Origin of the sequence: Streptomyces sp. NBC_00285 (assembly GCF_036174265.1) — a bacterium.
Classification (GTDB): domain Bacteria; phylum Actinomycetota; class Actinomycetes; order Streptomycetales; family Streptomycetaceae; genus Streptomyces.
Genome location: NZ_CP108055.1, coordinates 2,230,789 through 2,246,215 on the forward strand (window position 1 = coordinate 2,230,789; position 15,427 = coordinate 2,246,215).

Genomic DNA, 15,427 nt, shown 5'->3' on the forward strand with positions numbered 1-15,427 from the left:
GCTCACTCCCCGCGCCACCAGTTCAGGAGACGCCGGAACACGTTCGGCCGGCCGGCCGGTTCGGGCACCACCGTCGGGGTCTCGATGGTCGGCTCCGGCTCCGGCACCGTGGGCTGAGGAGCGGGCGACTCCGTCCGTACCGTGCCGACCTGCCAGTTGTCCGCGCGCTGCAGCGGCACCGGGTTGATCGAGGGCAGCAGCGTGACGTCCTGCTGCGGCTTCGGCTCGAACTTCACCGGCAGCTCCACCAGATGCCGGTTCAGAATGAACGACCGCCAGCTCAGTTCGTCTTCGTAGCCGGCGAGTTCGACGTCCGGGAGCCGGGTCAGCAGCGCGTCGACGCCGACATCCGCGATGGCACGGCCGATGTCCTGGCCCGGGCATTCGTGGGGGCCGCCGCCGAAGGCGAGGTGGGAGCGGTTGCCCTGCATGTTGGCCTTGAGGTCGGGACGGACGCGCGGGTCGACGTTGCCCGGCGCGATACCGAAGAGGAGGGCGTCGCCCGTGCGGATGCGCTGGCCGCCCAACTCCGTGTCCTGCTTGGCGATGTAGGGCAGGATCGTGCTGAACGGCGGCTCGTCCCACAGGGACTGCTCGACGGCCTCGGGCACCGTCATCTGGCCGCCGTTGAGCTGGGCACGGAACCGCGGGTCGGTGAGCACCACCCGCAACACGTTGGCCAGGAGGTTGGCGGTCGTCTCGTACGCGGCGATCAGGACGACGCGCAGGTGCTGACTGATCTCCTCGTCGGTGAGCCGTGCCGGGTGGTTGATCAGGTGGCTGGTGAAGTCCTCCTCGGGTTCGGCCCGACGGCGGACGGTGAGCCGCGTCAGGGCGTCCATGATGTAGGCGTTGCTGGCGATGGCGGTCTCGGTGCCCTTGAGCATGTCGCGGGCGGCCTGCACGATCCGTTCGTCGTACTCCTCGGGCATGCCGAGGATCTCGCACATCACCGCCATCGGCAGGTGCTCGGCGAACTGGCTGACCAGGTCGGCCCTGCCGTTCCCGCAGAACTTGTTGACGAGGTGCTGGGTCGCGCGGTTGGCGTAGCGGCGGATGCCCCGGTGGTCGATGGTCGACATGGCGCCGGTGACCGCGCCGCGCAGCCGCAGATGCTCGTTGCCCTCGGCGTGGCAGCAGATGGGTTGCCACGCGATGTGCGGCATGAGCGGGTGATCGGGCTTGACGGTGCCGTCCTGCAGCGCGCTCCACTGCCGGGTGTCACGGCAGAACTGCGAGGGGGTGCGCACCATGTGCATGTTCTCGCTGTGGCCGAGCACCACCCAGATCGGCACGTCGTCGTGAAGCAGCGCGGGAGCAACGGAACCGTGCTCGGCGCGGAGCGTCTCGTACACGGCTCCGAGGTCCTCCGCCTCGGGACCGTACAGTCGGCGCAGTCCGCCGGGCCCGATGGCATGCGCGGGGCAGCCCGGGGGCGGGACGGCCGTGGGGTTGCCCGTACCGGCCGGGAACAGGGATTCAGACGTCACGATGATCGCTCCGAAACTGAAGTGGATCTGCTGTACAGGGAATGAGGTCGTGCGGGGAACGCCGGTGCGCGCCGTGTCCCGCGAAGGAACCGGAGCGGCTGCACGGCTCGGCCGGTCCGCGGTTCACGCGGGGGCCTTCTCCGTCGTCAGGGAGTGCAGGAACCGCAGCAGCGTCATCAGGACGTCCCTGCTGGAGGCGCGGCGGCGGGCGTCGCATTCCACGATGGGGATCTCCGGGCTGAGGTCGAGCGCGGTACGCAGTTCCTCGAAGTCGTGACGGGGGCCGTCCGGGAAGGAGTTGACGGCGACGACGAACGGCACCCCGCGCTCCTCCAGGCGCCCCATGACGTCGAAGCTGACCTCCAGACGCCGGGTGTCGACCAGCACGACCGCGCCGAGGGCGCCCTCGAACAGGCCGTTCCACAGGAACCAGAAGCGTTCCTGGCCCGGGGTGCCGAAGAGGTAGAGCACCAGCTGCTCGGTGATGCTGATGCGGCCGAAGTCCATCGCCACGGTGGTGGCCGTCTTGGACTCGGAACCGTAGTTGTCGTCGACCCCGACGCCCGCCTGCGTCATGGTCTCCTCGGTGGTCAGCGGTTTGATCTCGCTGACGGAACCGACCATGGTCGTCTTGCCGACGCCGAAGCCGCCCACGATGACGATCTTCACCGCGGCCTGCGCGGTCTGCGGGAGATGGTCCTCGGTTCGCGGACCGGGAATCGTGTCAGAGCCTTTGAAGTCCATGCATCACCGCTTCGAGGAGGGAACGGTCGGCCAGCGCCTGGCGGATGACCGGGGCGCGCGCCGTCACCAGTTCGGCCGTCAGCAGCTCGGTGAGCAGGACGGTCACCACGCTGAACGGCAGGCTGAGATAGGCGGACAGTTCGGCCACGGACAGGGGTGCCGTACAGAGCCTGAGCAGCGCCGCCTGCTCAGGCGTGGCGGAGGGCGGCGGATCGGCGTGCGCCACGATTAACGTGACCAGGTCGAGCTCCGAGCGCTCCGCCCCGTCGGGACAGGTGATGACGTACAGGCGCTCGGGGTTCTTCTTCGGTCCCTCGGGGGGATCCTGGCCCTCCTGCGCGGGTTTCGGTGCCGGTTCCGGACTGGCTTTGGGGTGTCGCCGTCGGCGTTGCGGAGGAGTCATACGGTCTGCCCGTTGCGTCGGGGCGGACTGGTGAGGTGCGCGCCGATACGGACGACCAGATCGCTCATGCGGGCGCTCATGTGGCCGGGTTCGGTGATGATGTCGGAGAGCACCGCGAGATAGGCGTTCGGGCCGGCGGCCATCAGGTAGAAGTAGCCCCCGTGGATCTCGATGAGGACCATCTTCATCTTGCCGTCGCTGCCCGGGATCTCCCCGGCGACGGCGCCCGCCAGGCTCTGCAGGCCCGCGCATGCGGCCGCGACACGGTCCGCGGTGTCCGGATCGCCGCCGTGCCGTGCGATGCGCAGGCCGTCGGCGGAGAGCACCACGATCATCTGAATGCCCGGTACGCCTTTGGCGAGGTCCTGGAGCATCCAGTCGAAGTTGCCTCGCTGCTGGATCACTTGAGGTTCCCCTCGTCTTCGGCCTCGGTACGGGCCGGTTCGTCGGTCGGCTGGGTGACTGTGGAAGAGGTGGGGCGCTTGAGGCCGTCCATGAACGCCTGGACCCACAGGCCCGGCGGGGTGTCGTCCGGCTTCGGCTCCGGCTCCTGTGCGGGCTCGCGGCGGGCCGTCGACCAGATGCTCGGGCGGCCTTCCCGCTCGGCCTGCTCGACCTCGGCCTGCTCTGCGTAGCGCTGGGCGAGCGGGGTCTTGACCCGGCTGCGGCGCTGCGGAAGCCCGTTCGCGGTCCACTCGGTCACCTCGGGGACGTCGTCCTCCATGGCGACCGGCGTCGTGAACTTGGGGCTGGTGGGGCGGCGCCTCTTGATGGTGCGCTTGGGTCCGGGCAGGGCGCCGAGTTCGGCCTTGGGCACGGCGGTGGCGCCGATGCCGTGGGCGAGTCCGACGCCGGGCTCGTCGGTGAGCATGTCGCTGGGCACGACGAGGATGGCGCGGACCCCGCCGTACGCGGAGGCGCGCAGGGAGACCTGCATGTCGTACGCCTGGCAGAGGCGGCCCACGACGGCGAGACCGAGGCGCGGCGACTCGCCGAGGTCCTGGAGGTCCACCCCGGCCCTGGCGCGCTCCAGCATGCCCTCGGCCCGCAGCCGGGCCTCCTCGCTGAGGCTGACGCCGGCGTCCTCGATCTCGATGCAGACGCCGGTCTGCACCTCGGTGGCGGTGACGTGCACCTTGCTCTGAGGCGGCGAGTACCGGGTGGCGTTGTCGAGGAGTTCGGCCGCGGCGTGGATGACGGGCTCGACCGCGGTGCCCTTGACATTGACCTTGGCGATCGAGGACAGGTCGATACGCCGGTACTCCAGGATCCGGGACATCGCGCCGCGCAGCACGCTGTACAGCGCGACGGGCTCGGGCCACTGCCGGCCGGGGCGCCCGCCACCGAGAACGGAGATGGAGTCGGCGAGGCGGCCGATCAGCGCGGTGCCGTGGTCGATCCGCAGGAGGTCGTCGAAGACCTCGGGGTTGCGGCCGTGGTCCTCCTCCATCTCCCGCAGTTCGTTGGCCTGTTGGTGAACGATGGCCTGGACGCGGCGGGCGATGTTCACGAAGGAGCGCTGCGCGGCGTCACGCATGACCTCCTCGGTGTCGACGATGTCGAGCACCGTCATCAGCAACCGCTGCTGCGCCTCGGGCAGTTCGCCCCACGCCGGGTCGATGTCACCGAGCCGGCGAATCACCTCTCCGGGGGAATTCCCGCGGCGCATCCAGTGCAGGGCCGCGGGTGCGATCTCCTTGGCGAGGCGGGTCATGTCCTGGTCCTGATGGGCGATCCGCTGTTCCAGATACGCCGTGTGACGGGCCTGTTCGACGCGGACGTCCCGCAGCGCGCGACCGCGCCGCACCGCCTCGGCCCCCACCGCGATCACCAGCAGTGTGGCGACGGCACCGCACAGGCCGACGGCCGCCCTGGCCGGATCCGTCACCGCGGCGACGGCGGCCCCGGTCGCCGCAGCCATGACTATGGCGGGCAGCAACAGTACGCGCGCGTAGGGAAGTTCACGGCGTCCTGGGGGGGATTGAACACTCACCATGTGGGCCCTCTGAGACGTATCGACGGGTAGTCGCACATATAGGGAACAAGCGCACGAATACACAACAACTCGGTGCGCTGCGGGCGAGCTTAGTCCGACCGGATCAACGCCGTGTCATATTCAGCAAGGCCCTGAAACGGGCATTGCGACTGGAGTACCCTCAGTCCATTTACACACTGAGGCATCATTCGCACACGGTACGTAACGGAGAACAGCCATACGGAACTCACTCACCGTGACGGGTGAAGGTCACCTTCCGGAGCGGCCCGCGTCCCGATCAGCGGTGCGGTCGACTGTCCGGAGAGCGGTGCAGGGTCGACCCGAACCTCCGGTTCAGGCCCCGGCGATACGCAGCGCGGCGTCCGCGGTGGCCTCCGCGAACACGGAGACGGTGCGGTCGGGATCGGAGCGGTGGATGAGGATGACGCTCTCGATCAGGCCGAACAGCAGGTCGGTGCGGAGATCGAGCCCACCCTTGGCGAGCGCGCCGCCCGCGGCCGTGGCAGCGATCAACTGCCGGTAGGCGTCCTTGAGTTCGGCACGCACGGCATGGAACCCCGCGAACCGCTCGGCACGCACCTCGGGCAGCAGGTAGAGACCGCCGAGGTTGTGCGGCCCGGCACACAGCACCTCGGCGTCCGCGCGACACAGCTCCCACAGCCGGTCCTCCGCCGGAACCGTGTCGTCGGCGAGCAGCTCACGGGCGTACGCGAGCGAGGGCGTGACGGTGGACTCCAGGAGCTCGGCGAGGAGTTCCTCCTTGCCGGAGACATAGTGGTACATGGAGGCCTGCCGCATGCCCGCGCGCTCGGCGACGGCCCGGGTGCTGGTGGCGGCGTATCCGAGGGTGGTGAACAACTCGGCCGCGGCGACGAGGAGTTCCTCACGCGGCGCCAGTCCGCTGTCCGGCCGCCGAGCAGCCCGGGGCCGGCCGACCCTCCGCCCGGACTCCGCACCACGTGTCGTACCCATGCGTTCGATCCTCGCACATGGAGGCTGGCGGGACTCTCCGGATGATCTACGCGTACTCCGGACGGCCGCCACGGAGACACGCGGGCACACGGTCACACGGATGCCCCGACTCCCCGCACCCGCAGACGCCCGCCGATCCCCCACCGCCGTGAGCCCCCGGTAACCGACCGGCAACACCCGGGCAACCCCTGCGACCCACCCGGCACCTAATTTCTGTCAAGCGACAGAAATAACCCAGGAGCCGGAGGCCCGCCATGGCAACAGAGACCACGTACGGAGCCCGCGACCACGCCCGGGCCCAGGAGGGCACCCGTGCCGAGGCCATGCCCGTCGTCCCGGCCGGCGACTGGCCGGACCCGCCGTGCGAGGCGGGCCACCTGGTGTGGGCGGAGACGGTCGCGGGCGGCAACTACACCCACCGTGTCCTCGCCCGCGGCACCGAGCTCCGCCTCACCGACCTGCACGGAGACGCCTGCGCCCACCTGCTGCTGTTCGCGGAGGGCCGCCCTTGGGAGCGCCTGAACGTCGCCGACACGGTCAAGGTCCAGTGGAACGCCTACCTCGGCGAGAACCAGCTGCTGCTGTCCGACCAGGGCCGCGTCCTCGCGAGCGTCATCGCCGACACCTCCGGCCGCCACGACGCCCTGTGCGGCACCTCCACCCTGGTCCGCAACACCGAGCGCTACGGCGACGGCACCCCCCAGAGCCCCTCCCCCGCCGGCCGCGAGCTCTTCAAACTGGCGGCCGCGAAGAACGGCCTCGAACCTCGCGACCTCCCCCCGTCCCTCTCCTTCTTCCAGGGCGTGCGGATACACGAGGACGGCACCCTCGACTTCACCGGCTCGGCGGGCCCCGGCGCCGGCGTCACCCTCCGCGCCGAACAGGACGTGACCGTACTGATCGCGAACGTCCCGCACCCCGCGGACCCCCGACCCGCATACGTCAGCACCCCCCTTGAGGTGCTCGCCTGGCGGGCCGACCCCACCCGCCCCGGCGACCCGCTCTGGGACGCCGGCCCCGAGGGTCGCCGCGCCTTCCTCAACACCGCTGACTTCCTCGCCTCGAAGGGACGCGCATGAAGCTCGAAGGGACGCACACGAAGGCGGTCGTTCCGGCCCGCGCCGCCTGGTCCGCCGTCGTCCGCGAGGGCGAGACACTCACCATCACCGACCTGTACGGCAACCAGGCCGTCGACTTCCTCGTCTACGACGCCCATGACACGTCGGTCCGTTACAGCGCGCCCGACACCATCCACGCGCAGGGCGGCATCTTCCTCACCACGGGCAGTGTGCTGATGTCCAACGAGCACACCCCGCTGATGACGGTCACCGCCGACGACGTGGGCCGCCACGACACGGTCGGCGGCGCCTGCTCCAAGGAGTCGAACACCCTGCGCTACGGCCATCACACCTGGTCGCAGCACGCCTGCGTGGACAACTTCCTCGCCGAGGGCGCCAAGTACGGGCTCGGCAAGCGCGACCTCGTCTCCAACATCAACTGGTACATGAACGTCCCGGTCGAGAAGGACGGCACCCTCGGCATCGTCGACGGCCTGTCCGCCCCGGGGCTCTCCCTGGTCCTGCGCGCCGAGCGGGACGTCCTCGTCCTGGTCTCCAACTGCCCCCAGATCAACAACCCCTGCAACGGTTTCGACCCGACGCCCGTGGAGATGACGATCGGGGCCGTCGCATGACCTTCGACACCCTCCTGGTCGCCAACCGGGGCGAGATAGCGGTCCGGATCATCCGCACCGCCCGCGAACTCGGCCTGCGCACGGTCGCGGTGTACTCCGACGCCGACCGGGCCGCCCCCCATGTCCGCCTCGCCGACACGGCCGTACGCCTCGGCCCGGCGCCCGCGAAGGAGTCGTACCTCGACACCGACCTGGTCCTGAAGGCGGCCAAGGACACGGGCGCGGGCGCCATCCACCCCGGCTACGGCTTCCTGTCCGAGGACGCGGCCTTCGCCCGCCGCTGCGAGGACGCCGGGATCGTGTTCGTCGGCCCCACCCCCGGCCAGCTGGAGCTCTTCGGCGCGAAGCACACGGCACGGGCCGCGGCTCAGGCAGCCGGGGTGCCTCTGGCGCCGGGCACGGGACTGCTGCCCTCGCTCGAAGCGGCCCTCGAAGCCGCGGCGGTCGTCGGCTATCCCGTCATGCTCAAGGCCACCGGCGGTGGCGGCGGCATCGGCATGTCGGCATGTCGCTCCGCCGACGAACTCACCGACGCCTGGGACCGGGTGCAGCGCGTCGCCGCCGCCTCCTTCTCCACCGCAGGCGTCTTCCTGGAACGGCTCGTCGAGCACGCCCGCCATGTCGAGGTGCAGGTCTTCGGCGACGGCGAGGGCCGGGTCGTCACCTTCGGCGACCGCGACTGCTCCCTCCAGCGCCGCAACCAGAAGGTCCTGGAGGAGGCGCCCGCACCGGGTCTCCCCGTACACATTCGCGCTCAACTCGCCGACAGCGCACGCGACCTGTGCGCCTCGGTGGGCTACCGCTCCGCCGGGACCGTCGAGTTCGTGTACGACGACGCCCGCGAGGAGGCCTACTTCCTGGAGGTCAACACCCGCCTCCAGGTGGAGCACCCGGTCACCGAGGAGATCTACGGCGTCGACCTGGTCGCCTGGATGCTCCGCCTGGCCCGGGGCGAGCGGGACGTCGTGCGTGAGCCCGGCACCCCGCGCGGTCACGCCGTCGAGGCCCGCCTCTACGCCGAGGACCCCTCCCGTGAACACCGGCCCAGCGCGGGCCTGTTGACCCGGGTCGAGTTCCCCACCGGGGTGCGTGTCGACGGCTGGGTGGAGACCGGTACCGAGGTGACGACGTCGTACGACCCGATGCTCGCCAAGGTCATCGCGTACGGCCCCGACCGCGCCCACGCGCTGCGGCGCCTCGACGAGGCCCTGGCCCGCACCCGCGTCGACGGCATCGAGACCAACCTGGGTCTGGTGCGGGCGGCGCTCACGAACGCCGACTTCACCAGGGCCGCCCACTCCACGGCGACCCTCGGCGAGGTGACCGACCCCACCCCCCGCATCGAGGTCGTGGCCGGCGGCACCCTCACCACCGTGCAGGACTGGCCCGGCCGCACCGGCTACTGGCAGGTCGGCGTGCCCCCGTGCGGGCCGATGGACGACCGTTCCTTCCGGCTCGGCAACACGGCCCTGGCCAACCCCGAGGGCGCCCCCGGCCTCGAATGCACCCTGCAGGGACCGTCGTTGCGGTTCTCCCACCCCACGACGGTCTGTGTGACCGGCGCCCCGGCCCCGGTCACCGTGGACGGCACACCGGTCGCGCAGTGGGAGCCGGTGACCGTGCCCGCGGGCGGTGTCCTGGCGGTCGGCGCGCCGGCCGAGCACGGCCTTCGGACCTACGTCCTCTTCGCGGGCGGCCTCGACGTCCCGGCCTTCCTCGGCAGCGCGAGCACCTTCACGCTGGGCCGCTTCGGCGGGCACGGCGGACGGGCGCTGCGCACGGGAGACGTGCTGCACGGAGGCCGTCAGGCCGAGGGGACGGCCGTCGCTGACCGCCCTTCCTACACCTCCACCTGGCACATCGGCGCCGTCGAAGGCCCGCACGCCGCCCCGGAGTTCTTCACCGAGGACGACATCCACGACTTCTACGCCGCCGACTGGAAGGTCCACTTCAACTCGGCCCGCACCGGTGTCCGCCTGGTCGGCCCGAAGCCGCGCTGGGCACGCACCGACGGCGGCGAGGCCGGCCTGCACCCGTCCAACATCCACGACACGCCCTACTCGGTCGGCGCCGTCGACTACACGGGTGACATGCCGGTGCTGCTCGGACCGGACGGCCCTTCGCTGGGCGGCTTCGTGTGCCCGGCGACCGTGATCAGTGCCGAACGCTGGAAACTGGGCCAACTGCGCCCGGGTGACACCGTGCGGTTCATGCCGGTGGACACCTCGGGCGGGCCCCGCCCGGCCATCGTGGACGGCGGGATCCTCGCCCGCGACGGGGACGTGACGTACCGGCGCAGCGGCGACGACAACCTGCTGGTCGAATTCGGGTCCATGCAGCTCGACCTGGCGCTCCGCATGCGCGTCCACGCGCTCATGGAAGCGGTGACCGAGCAGGGCCCGGACGGCATCACCGACCTCACCCCCGGCATCCGCTCACTGCAGATCCAGACCGACCCCGGCCGTCTGCCCCAACACGAACTCCTCGCCGCCGTACGGGAGATCACCACCTCGCTCCCCCCGTCCGACGAGCTGGTCGTGCCCTCCCGCACGGTCCACCTCCCCCTCTCCTGGGACGACCCGGCCACCCGCGAGGCGATCGCCCGCTACATGGCGGGCGTCCGCGACGACGCGCCCTGGTGCCCGTGGAACATCGAGTTCATCCGCCGGGTCAACGGCCTGGACTCGGTGGACGACGTCTACCGCACGGTCTTCGACGCCGAGTACCTCGTCCTCGGCCTGGGGGACGTGTACCTGGGCGCCCCGGTCGCCACCCCGCTCGACCCACGGCACCGCCTGGTGACCACCAAGTACAACCCGGCCCGCACCTGGACGGCCGAGAACTCGGTCGGCATCGGTGGGGCCTACCTCTGCGTCTACGGCATGGAGGGCCCCGGCGGCTACCAGTTCGTCGGCCGTACGACCCAGGTGTGGTCGGGCTGGCAGCAGCGCGGCGCGTTCGAGCCGGGCTCGCCCTGGCTGCTGCGCTTCTTCGACCGCATCAAGTGGTATCCGGTGGACGCGGACGAACTGCTGGAGCTGCGCGCCGACATCGTCTCCGGCCGTTTCGTGCCCCGCATCGAGGAGGGCACCTTCTCGCTCGCCGAGTACCAGGGCTTCCTCGGCGAACACGCCGAGTCCATCGCGGAGTTCAGAGGCCGCCAGCAGTCCGCCTTCTCCCAGGAGCGGGACGCGTGGGAAGCGGCGGGAGAGTTCGCGCGCGCCGACGCGGTGTCCGCACCGGCGCTCCCCCCGGCCGAGGTGGCCGTCCCTGCGGGCGGTCAGCTGATCGAGGCCGAATTCGCCGCCTCCGTATGGCAGTTGAACGTCGAGCCGGGTGACGAGGTGACGGCCGGACAGCCGCTCCTCGCCCTGGAGGCGATGAAGATGGAGTCCAGGGTGCACGCGCCGACGGACGGCGTGGTCGCGGAGATCCTGGCGAGGCCCGGCGATCAGGTCGAGGCGGGGACGGCACTGCTCGTCCTGGCCCCGTCCGCACAGTGAAAGAGGAGCAGGACATGTCCGCCACCGTCACCCGGGTCCGCGCCGCCTACGACCGCGTCGAGGCCGTGGACCGCCCCGAGATCTGGATCGACCTGCGCCCGCGGGAGGAGGTCGAGCGGGAAGCCCGGACGATCGACGACCGGCTCGAGATGGGCGAGCAACTCCCCCTCGGGGGCCGTCTGTTCGCCACCAAGGGCAACATCGACGTGGCCGGCCTGCCCACCACGGCGGGCTGTCCGTCGTACGCCTATCACCCCGAGGCCGATGCCCCGGTCGTCGCCCGTCTGCGCGCGGCGGGGGCGATCGTGCTCGGCACCACGAACCTGGACCAGTTCGCGACGGGCCTGGTCGGCACCCGCTCCCCGCACGGCGCGGTCCGCAACGCCTACGACCCCGAGCGGGTGAGCGGCGGTTCCAGCTCCGGCTCGGCGGTCGCCGTGGCCCTGGGCATCGTCGACTTCGCCCTCGGAACGGACACGGCGGGCTCGGGCCGGGTCCCGGCCGCCTTCAACGGCATCGTCGGTCTCAAGCCCACCCGCGGTCTGGTCCCCACCGCCGGAGTCGTCCCGGCCTGCGCCTCCCTCGACTGTGTGACGGTCTTCGCCCGCACCCTCCCGGAGGCGGAGCAGGCGCTGTCCCACATGGCGACGGGCACGGCCCCGTCTCTTCCCGGCCGCCGCCCCGGCCCCTGGCGGATCGCCGTCGCCCCGCGCGAGCAGCTGGGCGAACTGGACGAGGGCTGGGCACAGGCGTACGAGCGGACGGTGGCGCGACTGAGGGCAGCCGGCGCCTCGCTGCGCGAACTCGACCTCACGCCCTTCACCGAGGCGGCGGCAATGCTCTACGAGGGAGCGTTCGTGGCCGAGCGCTACACCGCCGTGGGAGCCTTTGTCGACAAGGCGATGGCAGCCGACGACGGCTCCCTCGACCCCACGGTCGCCGCCATCATCACCCGGGCCCGCGACCTGCCCGCCCACCAGCTCTACGCCGACCTGGACCGCCTGTCGGCCCTGCGCACCCGTGCCCTGACCGAACTGGGCGACGCGGACGCCCTCCTGCTCCCCACGGCCCCCGGTCACCCGACCCTCGCCGAGGTCGCCGCCGACCCCCTTGGCGCCAACGCCCGCCTGGGCCGCTTCACCAACTCCACGAACCTCTTCGACCTGGCCGCGGTCGCGGTCCCGGCCGGCGAGGTGAGCGGCCTCCCCTTCGGCGTGATGCTCATCGGCCCGGCCCACAGCGATGAACGCCTGGCGAGGATCGCGGGTCTGGTCCAGCCCGAGGCGCTGCTGGCGGTGGTGGGCGCCCACCTGACGGGCCAACCCCTGAACCCTCAACTCCTGGCCCTGGGCGCCCACCTGGACCGTACGACGACCACGGCCCCGGTGTACCGCCTGCACGCCCTGCGGACAACGCCGCCGAAGCCGGGTCTGGAACATGTGGGCGAGGGCGGCGCGCAGATCGAAGTGGAGATCTGGAGGATGCCCGCAGCGGGCCTCGGCCGGCTCCTTTCCACCCTCCCCCGCCCCATGGCGCTCGGCAGCGTGCAACTGGCCGACGGCACCGATGTACCCGGCTTCCTCTGCGAGCCCTCCGCCCTCACGGACGCCAAGGACATCACGTCGTACGAAGGCTGGCGGCCCTATCTGAACGCCGAGTAGGTCCACCTACCAGGGGCGCGGGGAACTGCGCGACCAGCCACAGCCCACCCGCGCCCGCCAACGAAGGATCACCCCACCGACGAGTAGGCGACAACCCCCCGCAGCAACAGATCGACCGCCTTGCGCGCGTTCCTCGCGACGGAAGCCCCGTCACCCCCGGACACCGGAGCCGCCGCGGAGATCTGTCCCAGGACGTCGATCACCTGCTTGCACCACCGCACGAAGTCACCGGCAGGCATCTCCGCCTCCCGCAGCACCTCGTCGAGCCCCTTGCCGTCGGCCCACATGTACGCGGCCCAGGCGAACCCGAGATCCGGCTCCCGCTGCCCGACCCCCTCGGTCTGGCTGATCCCGAAGTCCTCCTCCAGGGCATCCAGCCGCCCCCAGATCCGCACCATCTCACCGAGCGAGGCCTTCGCCTTGCCGGACGGCACCTTGGGCGCCATGGCGTCGTCGCCCACTCGGGCCTCGTACACCAACGCCGACACGCACGCGGCCAGTTCGGCAGGGGAAAGCCCCTCCCAGACGCCCGCCCGCAGGCATTCACTGGCCAGCAGGTCGAGTTCGCCGTACAACCGGGCCAGCCGCTTGCCGTGCTCGGTGACCTCGTCGCCCCGCAGATAGTCCAGCTCGGTCAGCAGCGCGACGATCCGGTCGAAGGTGCGGGCGATGGTGTTCGTCCGGCCCTCGATGCGCCGCTCCAGCTGCGAGGTGTCCCGCATCAGCCGGTGATACCGCTCGGCCCAACGGGCGTGGTCCTCCCGGTCGTTGCACCCATGGCAGGGATGCGCACGGATCGCCGTCCGCAGCCGGGCGATCTCCCGGTCGTCGGCCGCCTGGGTACGCTTCTTGCGGGCCCGCTCCGGCGGGATGTGCCCGGCCTTGGTACGGAGAGCGGTGGCCAGGTCCCGACGGGACTGCGGTGAGCGCGGGTTGAAGGACTTCGGGATCCGCATCCGCTCCAACGCCTCGACCGGCACCGGGAAGTCCATCGAGGCGAGCCGCTTGACCTGCCGTTCGGCGGTCAGCACCAGGGGCCTCGGCCCGTCGTGGTGCTCGAAGCCCCGGTGGCCGTTGGAGCGCCCGGCGGGCAGCCCCGGATCCAGCACCAGTGCGAGACCGGCGTACTTGCCCGTCGGTACATGGATGACGTCACCCGGCTTGAGCTTCTCCAGCGCGACGGCCGCCTCGGCCCGCCGCTCCGACACTCCCTGCCGGGCCAGCTCCGTCTCCCGGTCCTTGAGCTCGCGCCGCAGCCGCGCGTAGTCCTCGAAGTCGCCGAGGTGGCAGGTCATGGACTCCTTGTAGCCGTCTATTCCCTCCTCGTTGCGCTGCACCTGCCGCGAGATCCCGACGACCGACTTGTCGGCCTGGAACTGTGCGAAGGACGTTTCGAGGAGCTCGCGCGAGCGGTGTCGGCCGAACTGCTCGACCAGGTTGACCGCCATGTTGTACGACGGCTTGAAGCTGGAGCGCAGCGGGTACGTGCGTGTGCCGGCCAGCCCCGCGAGGTGCTCGGGGCTGCTTCCGCGCTGCCAGAGCACGACGGCGTGTCCTTCGACGTCGATGCCCCGTCGGCCCGCCCGCCCCGTCAACTGCGTGTACTCGCCGGGAGTGATGTCGGCGTGCTGTTCGCCGTTCCACTTGACGAGCTTCTCCAGCACCACCGAGCGGGCGGGCATGTTGATGCCCAGCGCCAGGGTCTCGGTCGCGAACACGGCCCTCACCAGACCGCGCACGAAGAGTTCCTCGACGACCTCCTTGAAGGTCGGCAGCATGCCCGCGTGGTGGGCCGCGATGCCGCGCTCCAGGCCTTCCAGCCACTCGTAGTACCCGAGGACGTGCAGGTCCTCGGTCGGGATGGACGAGGTGCGCTCCTCGACGAGTTCGCGCACCTTGCCGCGCGCCTCGTCGTCGTTCAGCCGCAGTCCCGCGTGCAGGCACTGCTGGACGGCCGCCTCGCAGGCGGCGCGGCTGAAGATGAACGTGATGGCGGGCAGCAGCCCTTCGGCGTCCAGCCGCTCGATGACCTCGGGCCGGCTCGGTGTCCACACCTTGGACCGCTGCCGGCGCTCGCGCTCACGGTCGGCCTCGCGCATCGCGCGGCCGCGTCTGCGGTCCTGGTAGGACGGCCGCTGGGCCTCCATCCGGGCCAGCCGCGTGAGGTCGGGGTTGACGGCCTTCTTCTGGCCCTCGCCCTCCTCGAACAGGTCGTACATCCGCCGCCCGGCGAGCACGTGCTGGAACAGCGGCACGGGCCGGTGCTCGGAGACGATCACCTGGGTGTCGCCGCGGACGGTGTCGAGCCAGTCGCCGAACTCCTCGGCGTTGGACACCGTTGCCGACAAGGACACCAGGGTCACCGACTCGGGGAGGTGGATGATCACCTCTTCCCATACGGCGCCCCGGAAGCGGTCGGAGAGGTAGTGCACCTCGTCCATCACCACGTATCCGAGGCCGAGGAGGGTCTGCGAGCCCGCGTAGAGCATGTTCCGCAGTACCTCGGTGGTCATCACGACCACGGGGGCGTCGGAGTTGACGCTGTTGTCACCGGTGAGCAGGCCGACCTTGTCCGCGCCGTAACGGCGGCTCAGGTCTGCGTACTTCTGGTTCGACAGCGCCTTGATGGGGGTGGTGTAGAAACACTTCTTGCCCTGCTGGAGGGCGAGGTGGACGGCGAACTCGCCGACGATCGTCTTGCCGGAGCCGGTGGGGGCGGCCACCAGCACGCCCTTGCCCGCTTCGAGAGCCTTGCAGGCATCGATCTGGAAGGGATCGAGACCGAAGTCGTACATCTCGCGGAAGTCCGCGAGCGAGGTGGCCTGCTCGGCTGCCCGCAGGCGGGCTGCCGCGTACCGCTCGGCCGGTGAGAGGTCCTCTGTCATCGTGCTTTCGAGCGTACCGGGCGCCACTGACAACAGGACGATCATTATCCGGATCGGCCTCTGCGAAACCTGCTCTTCAC

Annotated in this window: 11 protein-coding genes; 4 read left to right on the forward strand and 7 right to left on the reverse strand. The window is 70.8% G+C overall.

Features of this window, described 5'->3' with window-relative positions; genetic code table 11:
• Positions 1–2 precede the first annotated feature (2 nt).
• The 6 genes from OHT57_RS10190 to OHT57_RS10215 all read right to left on the reverse strand — a co-directional run bounded on the left by OHT57_RS10190 (position 3) and on the right by OHT57_RS10215 (position 5,605).
• On the reverse strand, positions 3–1,490 hold the full coding sequence (locus OHT57_RS10190) for a cytochrome P450 (RefSeq protein ID WP_328745782.1): 1,488 nt from the start codon (positions 1,488–1,490) through the stop codon (positions 3–5).
• 123 nt (positions 1,491–1,613) lie between these two features.
• Positions 1,614–2,234, reverse strand: coding sequence for a GTP-binding protein (locus OHT57_RS10195; protein ID WP_328745783.1), 621 nt, complete (start codon positions 2,232–2,234; stop codon positions 1,614–1,616).
• Positions 2,215–2,637: a DUF742 domain-containing protein gene (locus OHT57_RS10200; protein WP_328745784.1), complete on the reverse strand. Its 423-nt coding sequence runs from the start codon at positions 2,635–2,637 to the stop codon at positions 2,215–2,217. The genes OHT57_RS10195 and OHT57_RS10200 overlap by 20 nt, the downstream gene beginning before the upstream one ends.
• Positions 2,634–3,041: a roadblock/LC7 domain-containing protein gene (locus OHT57_RS10205; RefSeq protein WP_007380839.1), complete on the reverse strand. Its 408-nt coding sequence runs from the start codon at positions 3,039–3,041 to the stop codon at positions 2,634–2,636. Before OHT57_RS10205 ends, OHT57_RS10200 begins: the two co-directional genes overlap by 4 nt.
• The gene (locus OHT57_RS10210; protein ID WP_328745786.1) at positions 3,038–4,633 is read right to left on the reverse strand and encodes a sensor histidine kinase; all 1,596 of its coding nucleotides are present in this window, start codon (positions 4,631–4,633) and stop codon (positions 3,038–3,040) included. Before OHT57_RS10210 ends, OHT57_RS10205 begins: the two co-directional genes overlap by 4 nt.
• A 333-nt stretch (positions 4,634–4,966) precedes the next feature.
• Positions 4,967–5,605, reverse strand: coding sequence for a TetR/AcrR family transcriptional regulator (locus OHT57_RS10215; RefSeq protein ID WP_328745787.1), 639 nt, complete (start codon positions 5,603–5,605; stop codon positions 4,967–4,969).
• 254 nt (positions 5,606–5,859) lie between these two features.
• On the opposite strand from OHT57_RS10215, the gene OHT57_RS10220 reads away from it, so the two are divergent.
• Genes OHT57_RS10220 through atzF form a run of 4 tightly spaced genes read left to right on the forward strand, consistent with a single transcriptional unit; the run spans position 5,860 to position 12,462 of the window.
• A complete protein-coding gene (locus OHT57_RS10220; protein ID WP_328745788.1) occupies positions 5,860–6,684 on the forward strand; it encodes an urea amidolyase associated protein UAAP1 in 825 nt (274 codons plus the stop codon).
• Positions 6,681–7,298 carry an urea amidolyase associated protein UAAP2 gene (locus tag OHT57_RS10225; protein WP_328745789.1) on the forward strand — a complete coding sequence of 206 codons (618 nt, stop codon included), beginning with the start codon at positions 6,681–6,683 and terminating at the stop codon, positions 7,296–7,298. Before OHT57_RS10220 ends, OHT57_RS10225 begins: the two co-directional genes overlap by 4 nt.
• The gene (locus OHT57_RS10230) at positions 7,295–10,801 is read left to right on the forward strand and encodes a 5-oxoprolinase/urea amidolyase family protein (protein ID WP_328745790.1); all 3,507 of its coding nucleotides are present in this window, start codon (positions 7,295–7,297) and stop codon (positions 10,799–10,801) included. The genes OHT57_RS10225 and OHT57_RS10230 overlap by 4 nt, the downstream gene beginning before the upstream one ends.
• Before the next feature lie 14 nt (positions 10,802–10,815).
• Entirely contained in the window at positions 10,816–12,462 is a 1,647-nt protein-coding gene (gene atzF, locus OHT57_RS10235) for an allophanate hydrolase (RefSeq protein WP_328745791.1), read from the forward strand.
• A gap of 68 nt (positions 12,463–12,530) precedes the next feature.
• On the opposite strand, the gene OHT57_RS10240 is transcribed toward atzF, so the two are convergent.
• Entirely contained in the window at positions 12,531–15,392 is a 2,862-nt protein-coding gene (locus OHT57_RS10240) for a DEAD/DEAH box helicase (protein ID WP_328745792.1), read from the reverse strand.
• Positions 15,393–15,427 lie beyond the last annotated feature (35 nt).

What these genes read in the sequence shown, in the direction of transcription:
- OHT57_RS10215 (WP_328745787.1), bottom strand. Translation starts at nt 5,605, where the DNA reads ATGGGTACGACACGTGGTGCGGAGTCCGGGCGGAGGGTCGGCCGGCCC.
- OHT57_RS10210 (WP_328745786.1), bottom strand. Translation starts at nt 4,633, where the DNA reads ATGGTGAGTGTTCAATCCCCCCCAGGACGCCGTGAACTTCCCTACGCG.
- OHT57_RS10240 (WP_328745792.1), bottom strand. Translation starts at nt 15,392, where the DNA reads ATGATCGTCCTGTTGTCAGTGGCGCCCGGTACGCTCGAAAGCACGATG.
- OHT57_RS10230 (WP_328745790.1), top strand. Translation starts at nt 7,295, where the DNA reads ATGACCTTCGACACCCTCCTGGTCGCCAACCGGGGCGAGATAGCGGTC.
- OHT57_RS10200 (WP_328745784.1), bottom strand. Translation starts at nt 2,637, where the DNA reads ATGACTCCTCCGCAACGCCGACGGCGACACCCCAAAGCCAGTCCGGAA.
- OHT57_RS10195 (WP_328745783.1), bottom strand. Translation starts at nt 2,234, where the DNA reads ATGGACTTCAAAGGCTCTGACACGATTCCCGGTCCGCGAACCGAGGAC.
- OHT57_RS10220 (WP_328745788.1), top strand. Translation starts at nt 5,860, where the DNA reads ATGGCAACAGAGACCACGTACGGAGCCCGCGACCACGCCCGGGCCCAG.
- atzF (WP_328745791.1), top strand. Translation starts at nt 10,816, where the DNA reads ATGTCCGCCACCGTCACCCGGGTCCGCGCCGCCTACGACCGCGTCGAG.
- OHT57_RS10225 (WP_328745789.1), top strand. Translation starts at nt 6,681, where the DNA reads ATGAAGCTCGAAGGGACGCACACGAAGGCGGTCGTTCCGGCCCGCGCC.